Genomic DNA, 12,287 nt, shown 5'->3' on the forward strand with positions numbered 1-12,287 from the left:
AGATACCCTTCTGGAACTTGCTTGAGTTTCTTCGCTGTGCTATTTTTCATTCGATGGCTCCTCCTATGCTAGATATTTAGTGTGCCTTCACACACTCCTCTATTCTAGCCAAGAGCCACCAACCCTTATACTAATCAGCCAGAAGGTGTGACTAGTAGATTGATAATCTGTTATGTAATCGGATAACGGTCCTGAGCTTTCATCAAAGGTAATACGTGGTTGGTTGAAACGGCGAAGACTGGTCACTCGATGATAGGCTCAATATTTATGATAGCTCAGATACATGCAGATTGCACCGCAAGCCGCTACATTCAGCGATTCTGCTTTCCCCCGGATTGTGGGTACTCTTAATCTATGATTGGACACGTTCAGCACTGAGTCCGAAAGGCCAGATGCCTCGTTGCCCAATGCAAGCAGGAGCTTATTCTGGCATTGAAGAACCGAAGGGTTTTCCGCGCCACCGAGATCTGCAGCTACGAGGGAGTATCCATTATGTTTCAATTTCTCTACAAGCTCCAGATAACGGGAGGTTCTTCTGATCCATAAAGATAACACTGTACCAACAGTTGACTGAACACATTTTGGAGATAGGGGGTCGGCGCATTTTTCTGTCAGGATAACCCCAGAAAAATCAAAGGCTACGGCAGTGCGGATGAGAGTACCCACATTTCCCGGGTCTTGAACATCTTCAAGCAGTAGGATTTTAGCACCGAAGTTGTCTGGCAGTTGGTCAGAGTACGTATCCAGGGGTAGACGGACGACAGCAATGATTCCCTGAGGCGTCTTTGTGGAGCAGATCGAGCGTAACTGGCTATCAGTGACAAGGCGCTTAGAGTATTTATGGTAAAAGGGAGATAGTTCCTCTGTGGATACAATTTCAATTATATCATCTGGATTACTACTGATTATCTGTTTGATGGTCCTGTCCCCTTCGATGAGAAATGCTTCGGCTTCAAGCCGCCCCTTTCTTGTGGCAAGATTCTTGTACCATTTGATAGGCTTTAGCACAATGGTTCTGTCATCGGGCATGAGTAACACAGTATCTTCACCCTCTATATACAGCAGTGTTGCCGTCAGTCATTGAAATGCTCTTTAATAATATCACGGTATCCCCCTTTCAGTGAACTTTACAAACCCAGCACTGACTACTTTCCGCAATAACAATCCCCGGGGGTGCCGATTATCCGTTCGCTAGGGGGATAAAGGGGGTGAGGTAGAGAAGGTAATATTTCCCACCCACCGGCCCAGAATCGTTTTGCAGTCTGCACCCTAAACCCTGCTTAAATTGCCATTACAAATCATCGATGCTATACTCTGACATATTGTCAGTAGATTTGGAGGCTTCAGGTGAAGAGAGCCGATGGACGTGCCTATAACGAGCTCCGGCCGGTAAGCATCGCGCCCGGTTTTTTACTCTATGCCGAGGGCTCGGCGCTTATCGAGCTGGGAAAGACCCAGGTGCTGTGCTCGGTCAGCGTGGAGGACCGTGTACCCAACTTCCTTAAAAACAGCGGGACGGGGTGGATAACCGCGGAGTATGCCATGCTGCCCCGGGCCACGGTGACCCGCACCCCGCGCGATTCTTCAATGGGGAGGGTAGGAGGCAGGAATCAGGAAATTCAGCGCTTCATCGGGCGCTCATTAAGGGCAGTGGCCGACCTCTCTGCTCTCGGCGAACGGACTTTGATTGTCGATTGCGATGTCCTTCAGGCTGACGGTGGCACGAGAACCGCCGCCGTTACCGGTGCCTACGTTGCGCTTCACAAATCTCTCCATAACCTTGCCAACATGGGAATCATCTCTTCGGTGCCGCTCAAGAGTGCGGTGGCGGCAACCAGCGTTGGCATCGTGCGCAATAATATGATGCTGGACCTGTGCTATGACGAGGACGCTAATGCCTCGGTTGACTTCAACGTGGTTATGACCAACAAAGGTGAGTTCGTCGAGGTACAGGGCACCGCCGAGGGCAAGCCGTTCTCAAGAAAGACTATTGAGGAATTGATTTCCCTGGCTGAGACGGGGATTCAACAGCTCTTCCAGATTCAGCAAATTGCCCTCGAGAAACATAAGTAAGTGGCCAATCTATGGTCTTACCTGACCGCTGCCGTAGATAATCCACTTATATGTGGTCAGCTCTTTCAGTCCCAGGGGTCCACGGGCGTGAAATTTCTGAGTGCTGATGCCAACCTCTGCCCCCAGACCGAACTGTGCCCCATCGGTGAAACGGGTGCTGGCATTAGCGTAGACGCAGGCGGCATCAACTTCATTGAGAAAGCGCATGGCTGCGGAATAATCCTCGGTCACAATGGCTTCGGAGTGACCGGAGCCATAACGTTCAATATGCTCCAGCGCCTCATCGAGAGAATCAACTACCTTGATGGCGGCTATCAGAGACAGAAATTCTTTGCCCCAGTCCTCATCCACTGCCGGAACGAGCTTCAGTCCGGATTGTGTTTTCAGCACCGCCAGGGCACGTTCGTCGCAGTGCATCTCTACGCCGGCTTTGGCCAGTTCGGCGGCAATCAAGGGCAGGTAGTACCCGGCGACGCCAGCGTGCACCAGCAGCGTGTCCAGAGCGTTGCAGACCGTTGGCCGCTGCACCTTGGCGTTGTAGGCAATGGCGACAGCCTTGTCCACGTCGGCGCTTTTGTCAACGTAGGTATGGCAGACGCCTATCCCGCCGGTAACCGCCGGCATGCAGGCCTTTTCCGCCACGGAGCGGATGAGTCCGGCACCACCCCGCGGTATAATCAAATCGATGACATCGTTCATCGTCAGCATATGGTCGACGAGGGCCCGGTCGGTGTTTTCCACGAACTGGACGGTACCGTCGGGCATTCCGGCATTTAACGAGGCGTCCTGCACCACACTGGCCAGGGCGCTGTTGGAGCGGATGGCCTCTTTGCCTCCCCTGAGGAGCACCGCGTTGCCGGACTTCAGGCAAAGCGAGGAGATATCAATGGTCACATTGGGGCGGCTCTCGTAAATGGCCCCGATGACACCCAGCGGCACCCGTTTCTTCCCGATCTGCAGCCCGTTGGGCTGGGTGCGCATATCGAAAACCTCACCGACGGGGTCGGGCAGTGCCGCCACGTTGAGCACGTCGCTGGCGATTGCCTCAAGACGGCTCTCGTTCAGCATCAGGCGGTCGAGCATATGAGCGCTCATACCTGATGCCTCCGCCTCTTTATAGTCCTCTCTGTTGGCTGCCAGTATCTCGTCTTTTCTGGCCAGCAGGTCGCGGCTTATATTATTTAACGCCCTGTTCTTGATGTCCGTGGAGAGGTAGGCCAGGCGTTTTGAGGCTTCCTTGACGGCTCTTCCCTTGGCTTCCAGTTCCGCAATGGCTGAGTTCATATTCACACCTCTGGTTGTCACTGTGGGGAAACCCACCCCCTTTGTCCCCCTCCCTTAAAAGGGAGGGGGAATTAGTTTTGAGAGGGGCTTCGCCCCTCTATAACTCCCTTTTTAGTCCTCTAGAGAAAGCTGTTCGCCTTCTGGTATTGAAATTCTTTTTGCTCTGGTATAGGTAACGCTCGTCTGCTCCTGCGGTGGCATATCAACTGTTTTACCTTTCAGTAGTTCCTCTACCGTTAGTATCTGTATTTTGGGATAATCCTTTTTCCATATTGGGGAGTGATAAAAGCCTGCATCTATAGCTTCAACCTTCATCGGTTCAGTAGGAGAATCAAGCGTGATAAAAACACCGATGGCTTCATTGGCGGCAACAGCTTTTAATTCACGAATGGCGTTCACTCCCACGTGCCCGCTCTTTACCTGAACAATTACCCGTTTTACACTGCTGTCAGTGCCATCAATGAATTGTATGATACCATCAATACCTTTATCAGCACCTTTCTTTTTCTCGCCTAACGGCCTCGCTCCAATAAGGCCAAGTGCCCACCACTGGAACTGATACCTGTCCGTCTGATGAGCTAATGCTTTAGCCCCAGCCAGGTCCACAGGCTCACCAATAACCTCGGCTTTAATACCAAAAGTATCTTTAAGGCGGTTTCGCATCAAGTTAACAGCTAGATGGGTAATGTCAATTCCTATCCAGCGTCTTTTTAGCTTCTGAGCGGCTACCAGCGCTGTGCCACATCCACAGAAGGGGTCAAGGACAATATCACCTTCATTTGAGCTGGCTTTTATTATGCGTTCAAGCAGAGCAAGAGGCTTTTGTGTATCATAGCCGAGTCGCTCTTTTGCTTGGGAGTTTATAGGTGGAATATCTTCCCACAAGCATTGAAGAACAGTGCCCTTAGTGTCATCTAAATAACGCTTAAGTCGTATTCCTCCCGCTTTAGTAAAATGTAATCTTCCCTCAGCATTTAGTTGTTTCATTGTCTCAATTGGACATCGCCATAGAGACTTAACACCCTTGTATTCGTATTCATAACCGCCACCTGACAGCCCCTTGGCGGTAAGGTCGTAATCACTCCATAACCTTCCGTCTTGGTCTTTGTTGCGAAATCTTGCTATATACTCTTGTTCATGTGGGCGGAAAACTTGGTTCCATATCCACCTTTCACCTTTTGTATAAAATAGGAGGATGTCAATGTTTGCTCCGTATCGACCTGGGTCGCTATGAGCACTTGTACGCTTCCATACAATCTCATTTTTAAAATTAACTACCCCAAATATCTGGTCAAGTACTAATTTAAGGTAATGGCTGGCGGTTGGGTCGCAGTGGAGGTAAAGAGAGCCAGTAGGTCTTAAAACGCGGTGTAACTCAATCAGACGCGCTGTCATCATCACCAGATAAGCCATAACGTCATTATGACCGATGGTGTCATGAAGTGCACCGATGAGCTTTCCCACATTAAGCGGGCCGTTAACCACAATATCGTGATAGGTGTTTTCTGCTGACTGTGTCCAGTGCCAGGTATCGGTGAAGGCTTTAATCTGTGCTTCAGACTCAATGCCGCTGTTTTCCTTGAATAAAATATTGTAATCTTTTTTGCTGTTAAAAGGAGGGTCAAGGTATATCAGGTCAACACATTCGTCTGGGAAATATTCCCGATTACGCAGGATTTCAAGATTATCACCGAAGTAAAGAACGTTTGTCTTCATATCCCACCTCCTCCCCCAAATTATTTAAAAATTATTCCGGTTGCTGCAAAGCGCTCATGCCGGTAAATTGATACACATAACGGGGCGGGATGCCGCTCACCGCCCGGTTCACCCGCTTCCTGAGGCGACATCTGCCTCTGCGCATATCGGCCAGTTCAATGATGTGAATATCGGTATCATTGATTCGTTTGTAATCGGTGAGAGTGAGTTCTCCCCACCAGCCAGTCTCGGATTCATCTTGAAACTTGTAATTGACTTCAGTGATGAATTCATTGTCGCTAACTCGGTATAACTTGCCAATAGTCACTTTACTACCTCCTAAAGAACAGCTAGGTTATCCCGGTGCACCACTTCTGGCCCGAAGTCAGTACCGAGCAGCGTGGCAATTTTTCCGGAATGAGTACCTTTAATGAGCTCGACCTCGCTGGAACTGTAATTAACCAGACCGCAGCCGAGGTGCAGGCCCTCGGCGTCATAGATATCGACCAGGTCACCGCGGTCGAAGTCGCCTTTGGCTTCCTTGATGCCGGCGGCGAGCAGACTACGATTTTGCTTCTTCAGCGCTGTAGCGGCCCCGGCATCCACCACCAGTTTACCGCTAATGCACAGGCCACTCAACATCCAGCGCTTCCGACTCTCAAGTTTGGCAGTGGTCGGTAAAAAGCGGGTGCCAACTTTTTCCCCTCGAGCCAGCCTCAAGATAATATCCGGTTCCCTGCCGTCGGCAATAATCACGGTTACACCGGAGGCAGTGGCCAACTTGGCGGCTTCAATTTTGGTGACCATCCCGCCGATGCCCAGCGCCCCGGCCTTATCAGCCAGGCGTTCAATCTCACCATCGATGCGCTCTACCTCGGAGATTAACCGGGCACCGGGGTCGTGCCGCGGGTCGGCGGTGTGCAGGCCGGCGGTGTCCGTTAGCAGCAGTAAAAGGTCGGCGTCGACCAGATTGGCTACCATAGCTGAGAGGTTATCATTGTCCCCGAACTTGGCCTCATCCAGCTCATCGACCGCCACGACGTCGTTTTCGTTGACAATGCAAATCACCCTGAGCTGGAGCAGGGCGAGCAGTGTGTTGCGGGCATTGAGGTATCCGGAGCGGTCGGAGAGGTCAGCTTTGGTGAGCAGTGCCTGGGCCACAGGGATATTATACCGGCTGAAAAGCTCCTCATAGATATGCATAAGGTGGCTCTGGCCCACAGAGCAGAGCACCTGTTTGAAGGGAATGTTTTTGATCTTTCGCGTCAAGTTGAGGCGGTGGCGACCGGCCGCCATGGCCCCCGAAGAAACAACGAGCATTTCCACCCCTTGCTGGTGCAACTGTGCCACCTGAGCGACCAGCCGGGACATCATAGCACGGTCCAAACGGTCACTGCCGCCGGTGAGCAGACTGGTGCCGAGTTTGACCACCATCCGTTGACAGCATTGGTCAATCGATTTTGAATCCGTTCCGTTATTTCCGCCCATTTCATACCAGTTAAGGTAATTTGTTACATTATAGCAACCTGAAGCACGCTGGGCAAGTTAAGTGAGATTACAATGTTGTTAAATCATTGCATTATGAATTCAATGGAAGGCCGAAAACACATTTGAGAAGCGTTAGCAGCAATGTTAGAATTGACTGGAGGGCTGGTCGTTTCCGACGAGCCCTAAAGGTATTTGGGAAACTTATTGGCCAATGGATTTAACTCGATTGCTGAGCTTAATTGAAGATATGCCGGCATACGGCCAGTTAATAATCGCCGGGCCGCATCAGGTCCAGGGCAGAGGACTCGTTTTGCTCGATGCCGCCAAGCCTTACCTTATCGCGGCACTGAATCGGCAATGGCAGCAGCCTATTCTGGTGGTGACTGCCCAGCCCGGGCACGCTAAAAAACTATCCGAACAGCTTTCCGCGTGGACCAGTACCGCAGTCAGAGTTTTTCCCGAGCCGGACGCTTTGCCCTATGAGCGTGTCACATCCGACGCCACCACTGAACTGGAACGGGTCCGGGTACTATCAATGCTGGCCAACTGCCAAATGGGTGAAGAGCCAGCAGAACCACCCCTTATAATTGCCTCGGCCCCGGCGCTGATGATGAAGACCGTGTCTTATCATGACTTTGCCGCTGCCTGCAGCACAATAAAAGTGGGAATGGATATCGAGCCGTACCGGCTCCTGCGCCGTTGGACAGACAGTGGCTATCAGATGGAGGGAGTGGTCGAGGTTCCCGGCACGGTGAGCCATCGCGGCGGCATTATCGATATCTACCCTCTCACCAGCGAGCTGCCCGCCAGGCTGGAATTCTTCGGCAATACCGTGGAGAGCATCCGGCTTTTTGCCCCGGAAAACCAGCGCTCTCTGGAAAAGATAGAGTCGATATCGGTGGCGCCGGCCACGGAAATGCTGGCGCCATTGCAGAGCAGGAAATCGGAGCTGGAGCGCATTCTCCGCAGCCTGGACCTGGCGAACCTGAACACGGAGGCGCGTGAGCAGTACAAGCAGGAAATCGCCACGCTGCTTGAGGGACAGAGGCCGCCTAATAGCCAGTTTTATGCTTCATTGTTCAACCAAGACAGCTTAATTGACTACTTATCCCGGGATGCCATTCTGATGCTCGATGAGCCGCAAAGTATTGAACAGGCAATGGAAGAACTGCAGGCTGAAGCCGAGCAGATGCGGATGGAAAAGCTGGGGAAGGGAGAGCTGCCGCGCGATTTCCCCCACACCTATTTTAGCTGGGAAGAGGTCAAAGAAAAACTTGATAACAGAGAATGCCTTGTCCTCACCACCTGGGGCGACAACGAGGAATCTTTGCGTCTGGATTTCGCCCCGGCCCCGAACTATGCCGGGCAGCTGCCGTCATTCTGCCGAAGGGTAAAACAGCTTATAGAACAGAAACGTAAAGTAGTAGTTGTCAGCCACCAGGCGAGCCGTCTCTCCGAACTGCTGGAAGAAGAGGACATAATCTCGGTGCCAGTGTCTGAAATCAAAGAGGCGCCATCACCAGGCTCGCTGACGCTGGTCCAGGGCTCGCTCGCCGAGGGCTGGGTGATGAACGGCGAGACCTACCTTTTTACCGATGCCGAGATTTTCGGCTTCGTCAAGCAGCGACGGCAGGTGAAAAAGCACCCGGTGCCACGGCAAAAGCTCTTCGTCGACATTGCGCCGGGCGACTACGTGGTGCATGTGGAGCACGGCATCGCCAAGTTCACCGAGGTCAGGACGCTGCGCCGCGACGGCAACGAAAGGGAATATCTGGTCCTGCGCTACGCGGCCGGCGACCGACTCTATGTTCCCACCGATCAGATCGACCGTGTCAGCCGCTATATCGGCGCGGGCGACCGACCGCCGGTGCTGAGCCGACTGGGCACGCAGGAGTGGAGTCGTACCAAGCAGCGGGCTAAAGAAGCTGCTGAAGACTTGGCCCAGGAACTGCTGGCTTTATACGCAACGCGCGAAGTGGTGCCCGGCTTTGCTTTCTCACGCGATACGCTGTGGCAGCAAGAGATGGAGGCTTCCTTTCCCTATGTCGAGACGCCCGACCAGATGGAGGCGCAGCACGATGTCAAGGGGGACATGGAGAAGAGGAAACCGATGGACCGCCTCGTCTGCGGCGATGTCGGCTACGGCAAGACGGAGGTCGCCATCCGGGCGGCTTTCAAGGCGGTGATGGACAACAAGCAGGTGGCGGTGCTGGTGCCGACCACGGTGCTGGCGCAGCAGCATTATGCCACGTTCCGGGAGCGACTTGACGCTTTCCCGGTGAGGATAGAAGCGCTGAGCCGTTTTAAATCGCCGGGAGAGCAAAATGAGATAATCGAGGGGATGGCGGAAGGTCGGGTTGACGTCTGCATCGGCACCCATCGGCTTTTGCAGAAGGACGTCCGTTTTCGCGACCTTGGTCTGTTGATAATTGACGAGGAGCAGCGCTTTGGCGTCAACCACAAGGAATATCTGAAGAAGATGCGCCGCGAGGTTGATGTGCTCACGCTCAGCGCCACCCCCATTCCCCGCACCCTGCACATGTCGCTGGTGGGGGTGCGGGATATGAGCACCATGGAGACGCCCCCCGATGAGCGCCTGCCCATAAAGACATACGTCGCCGAGTACAACGACCGGCTCATCCGCGAAGCCATCCTCCGCGAGCTGGAGAGAGACGGCCAGGTCTTCTTCGTGCACAACCGGGTGCAGAGCATTGGACTTATCGCGCAGAAGCTGGAGACGCTGGTGCCGGAAGCAAGGTTCGCCATCGCGCACGGGCGGATGCCGGAGGATGCGCTGGAAACGGTGATGGCCGACTTCGCGCAGAGTAAGAGCGACGTGCTCGTCTGCACCACGATTATCGAGTCGGGCCTGGACATGCCCAACGTCAACACGTTGATTGTCAACCAGGCGGACAAATTTGGCCTGACGCAGCTCTACCAGCTGCGCGGCAGGGTGGGGCGCGGCGCCAACCTGGCCCATGCCTACTTTCTCTATGACAGGGAAAAGCGCCTGACGCCCACAGCGCAGAGGCGCCTGCGCACCATTTACGAAGCCACGGAGCTCGGCGCCGGGTTCAACATCGCCATGAAAGACCTTGAAATACGGGGCGCGGGCACGCTGCTGGGGACGAAGCAGAGCGGGTACATCACCGCCATCGGCTTCAACCTGTACTGTAGATTGCTAGCCGAGGCGGTGGAGGCGCAGAAGGCGAAGCTGGCGGGCGTTAAAGAAGAGGTGAAGCCACCCCGCCTCCCCACCCCGTCCATTAACCTGCCCCTGGACGCCTACATCCCCGAGGACTACGTGCCCGACCTCGAGACCAGACTGGGAATGTACCAGAAGCTGGTCAAGGTGGAGGAATTAGGGCGGATTGATACGCTGGCGCAGGAGTTCCTCGACCGCTTCGGGGCTTTACCCGAGGAAGTGCAGAACCTGCTCTACGCGGTGAGGATAAAGCTGCTGGCCGCCACAGCCGGCATCGAGTCCGTGGCCACCGAGCACGGCCAGATAGTGATAAGGCGCTTTGAGGGCCTGCCCTTCGACCGCCAGAAACTTGAACCGATTATAAGAGACGGGGTCAGGGTGGGCCATACGCAGATTTCTCTTAACTTAAGAAGGATAGGGAAGGAGTGGAAGGAGGTGCTGGGGGGAGTGGTGGGGAAGACGGTGTAAATATGTGAATAAAATGGGCTATTTCTTCAGTCTAGCATATGATTCGACTAAAAAAACAACATTTGTTGCTGTAAGATGGAGTGCATAGGCAGCAATATGATCTGGAACTATTACTTTTTTCTGCCCTTGCCCATGCCTTGCCAGCCTGTTACTCACGGTTGGAAGTCCGCTTTCAAGAGTTGATCTTAAAGAATCGAAGTGACTGCTAAGAGCTTGAGGAATAAGATTTTTTGAAAAGCAAATATCCAGTAGAGGTTTGGCTGTTGCGTTCGGGTGGAATTCCCAGCCCATAGAAGTACAGATTGATTTCATTGTACTTTCAAAGGCCTTAAGTGCTTCAGCGATTGCTTCTTTGTTTCTACCTTTACGGTAATGCTCATGCGACTTGAGAAATTCTTCAGAAGCTCCCTCAAACCCTGCCTCATGAAGAAGTGAGATTGCAGGGCGCACAACTTCAGTATGTATATATTGAGAGTCTACCGTAATAATCCTGCCACTTACATATTGATAACCAATTCCGTGTTCTTTAAATCTGTCGTTTAGTTCTTCGATAGCATCATCAGGGTCTTGTGTGGCGTCAGCATCATCTTTATAAATATAAAATCGATCGCGCCAAACTAAGTCAATGAAACTAAAGGACAACTCAATTAATGATAGGACATTGTCCACATCCGACTCATGCAGTATATACTCGCAACATTTATTGAATGCATTATCTCGGGGAGGGTCTAATGTTAAAAGACCGAGTTCCCTACAGAATTTATCATGTATCCAAACCCAATTTTTATTAGGGATAGCATCATCATTATAATGAGGTTTGTAACGTCCTAAAGTATCTCGCCATATATGTATAACTTGGACTCGTAGACCGTCTGGTAAATCGTTATACGTATATACATCTGGCTGTCCCGCTTTTTCCAGTAATCGCTTGCGTTTAGAATATATATCCAAGACGCCCATTTTATATTCCAATGCCTATAATCTATTATAACACTATTGTGGTATTATCCTAGCCATAGATTTCATGTGAAGATGGCAGTCTAAGAGGGGCGGAAGCCCCTCTTTTTCTTTCTCTCCCCCTCTCCTTTGAAGGAGAGGGGGACAAAGGGGGTAAGGTAGCTAATCAGGGTAAAAATAATCTGCTATAATACTCCCGTATGGACTTTGTAGAAATTTTAAAATGGGTGGGGATAGTGCTGGCGGCGGGATTTGTCGGCTACTTTGGGCGCTACCTGGCCATGATGATAATCGAGCGTGTCCATAAAAAGAAATCTCAGGAAACCGCAGTCACAGCACCGCTGGTTACCCCAGAGACAATTCAGCTTGAGATAGAGAAAGAAAAGGCCAAAGCGGAAAAGAAAAGGGCCAAAGCCGGGGCCAAAAGGGCCAAGAAAGAAAAGAAATAGAATAATCTGCAGGCAGGCGTTTCAGAGAGGCAAGACCCCTCTTTTTTTGTTACTTAAATCACTGAAAGCAGATGATTTATTGTGCTAAACTTTAATCGTGGCCAAAAAGCGCATTGACACCCTGATGGTGGAGAGGAGGCTGGCGGAAAGCCGTGCCAAAGCCCAGGCGCTTATCATGGCCGGCGAGGTTTTAATCGACGGAAGGCCAGCCGCCAAGTCGGGCACGCTTATCAGCGAGGACGTTGAAATTACCGTAAAAGAGTCGTTGCCCTACGTCAGCAGGGGGGGCATCAAGCTGGCGCACGCGCTCGACGCTTTCCAGATGGATGTTTCGGGGGTGGTGGCGGCGGACATCGGGGCTTCCACCGGGGGCTTCACCGACTGCCTGCTGCAGCGCGGAGCGACAAAAATATACGCCATAGACGTGGGCTACGGGCAGCTGGACTACCGCCTGAGACAGGACGCGCGGGTGGTGGTCATGGAGAGAATAAACGCCCGCTATCCCGTATCGCTGCCGGAAAAGGTCGACCTGGCGACCATCGACCTTTCTTTTATATCGGTGACCAAGGTCATACCTGCTACACTCGAATTGCTCAAAGATGACGGCGTTCTGCTGGTGCTTATCAAGCCCCAGTTCGAGGCGAAGCGGGAGGAGGTGGGGAGGGGAG

The 12,287-nt window shown here is 52.4% G+C and carries 10 protein-coding genes; 4 read left to right on the forward strand and 6 right to left on the reverse strand.

All coding sequences use genetic code 11. From position 1 onward, the window contains the following. Positions 1–258: 258 nt before the first annotated feature. Positions 259–1,029, reverse strand: a complete 771-nt coding sequence (locus tag KKD83_10410; protein ID MBU2536556.1) for an RNA methyltransferase — start codon at positions 1,027–1,029, stop codon at positions 259–261. A gap of 318 nt (positions 1,030–1,347) precedes the next feature. Here KKD83_10410 and rph point away from each other — a divergent pair, with 318 nt between their 5' ends. Further along, the gene (rph, locus tag KKD83_10415) at positions 1,348–2,073 is read left to right on the forward strand and encodes a ribonuclease PH (protein MBU2536557.1); all 726 of its coding nucleotides are present in this window, start codon (positions 1,348–1,350) and stop codon (positions 2,071–2,073) included. 9 nt (positions 2,074–2,082) lie between these two features. On the opposite strand, the gene KKD83_10420 is transcribed toward rph, so the two are convergent. From KKD83_10420 to proB, 4 genes are all read right to left on the reverse strand, one after another. Continuing rightward, positions 2,083–3,357: a glutamate-5-semialdehyde dehydrogenase gene (locus KKD83_10420; protein ID MBU2536558.1), complete on the reverse strand. Its 1,275-nt coding sequence runs from the start codon at positions 3,355–3,357 to the stop codon at positions 2,083–2,085. A gap of 111 nt (positions 3,358–3,468) precedes the next feature. Next, positions 3,469–5,073 carry a restriction endonuclease gene (locus KKD83_10425; protein ID MBU2536559.1) on the reverse strand — a complete coding sequence of 535 codons (1,605 nt, stop codon included), beginning with the start codon at positions 5,071–5,073 and terminating at the stop codon, positions 3,469–3,471. 31 nt (positions 5,074–5,104) lie between these two features. Further along, positions 5,105–5,380: a hypothetical protein gene (locus KKD83_10430; GenBank protein MBU2536560.1), complete on the reverse strand. Its 276-nt coding sequence runs from the start codon at positions 5,378–5,380 to the stop codon at positions 5,105–5,107. Positions 5,381–5,391: 11 nt separating this feature from the next. Continuing rightward, positions 5,392–6,540, reverse strand: a complete 1,149-nt coding sequence (proB, locus tag KKD83_10435) for a glutamate 5-kinase (protein ID MBU2536561.1) — start codon at positions 6,538–6,540, stop codon at positions 5,392–5,394. A 211-nt stretch (positions 6,541–6,751) separates the two neighbouring features. On the opposite strand from proB, the gene mfd reads away from it, so the two are divergent. Then, positions 6,752–10,213, forward strand: coding sequence for a transcription-repair coupling factor (mfd, locus tag KKD83_10440; protein ID MBU2536562.1), 3,462 nt, complete (start codon positions 6,752–6,754; stop codon positions 10,211–10,213). An 18-nt stretch (positions 10,214–10,231) separates the two neighbouring features. Here mfd and KKD83_10445 read toward each other — a convergent pair whose 3' ends face one another. Then, positions 10,232–11,173, reverse strand: a complete 942-nt coding sequence (locus tag KKD83_10445; protein ID MBU2536563.1) for a hypothetical protein — start codon at positions 11,171–11,173, stop codon at positions 10,232–10,234. 197 nt (positions 11,174–11,370) lie between these two features. Here KKD83_10445 and KKD83_10450 point away from each other — a divergent pair, with 197 nt between their 5' ends. Further along, positions 11,371–11,619 carry a hypothetical protein gene (locus KKD83_10450; GenBank protein ID MBU2536564.1) on the forward strand — a complete coding sequence of 83 codons (249 nt, stop codon included), beginning with the start codon at positions 11,371–11,373 and terminating at the stop codon, positions 11,617–11,619. Between the two features lie 124 nt (positions 11,620–11,743). Further along, a partial coding sequence (locus KKD83_10455) for a TlyA family RNA methyltransferase (protein MBU2536565.1) occupies positions 11,744–12,287 on the forward strand: 544 nt, incomplete at its 3' end.

Source organism: Chloroflexota bacterium (assembly GCA_018829775.1).
Lineage (GTDB): Bacteria > Chloroflexota > Dehalococcoidia > Dehalococcoidales > RBG-16-60-22 > E44-bin89.

Bases quoted from the DNA above. Each gene is read 5' to 3' on its own strand.
- KKD83_10445 (MBU2536563.1), bottom strand. From the start codon at position 11,173: ATGGGCGTCTTGGATATATATTCTAAACGCAAGCGATTACTGGAAAAA.
- KKD83_10410 (MBU2536556.1), bottom strand. From the start codon at position 1,029: ATGCCCGATGACAGAACCATTGTGCTAAAGCCTATCAAATGGTACAAG.
- KKD83_10425 (MBU2536559.1), bottom strand. From the start codon at position 5,073: ATGAAGACAAACGTTCTTTACTTCGGTGATAATCTTGAAATCCTGCGT.
- proB (MBU2536561.1), bottom strand. From the start codon at position 6,540: ATGGGCGGAAATAACGGAACGGATTCAAAATCGATTGACCAATGCTGT.
- mfd (MBU2536562.1), top strand. From the start codon at position 6,752: ATGGATTTAACTCGATTGCTGAGCTTAATTGAAGATATGCCGGCATAC.
- KKD83_10450 (MBU2536564.1), top strand. From the start codon at position 11,371: ATGGACTTTGTAGAAATTTTAAAATGGGTGGGGATAGTGCTGGCGGCG.
- KKD83_10420 (MBU2536558.1), bottom strand. From the start codon at position 3,357: ATGAACTCAGCCATTGCGGAACTGGAAGCCAAGGGAAGAGCCGTCAAG.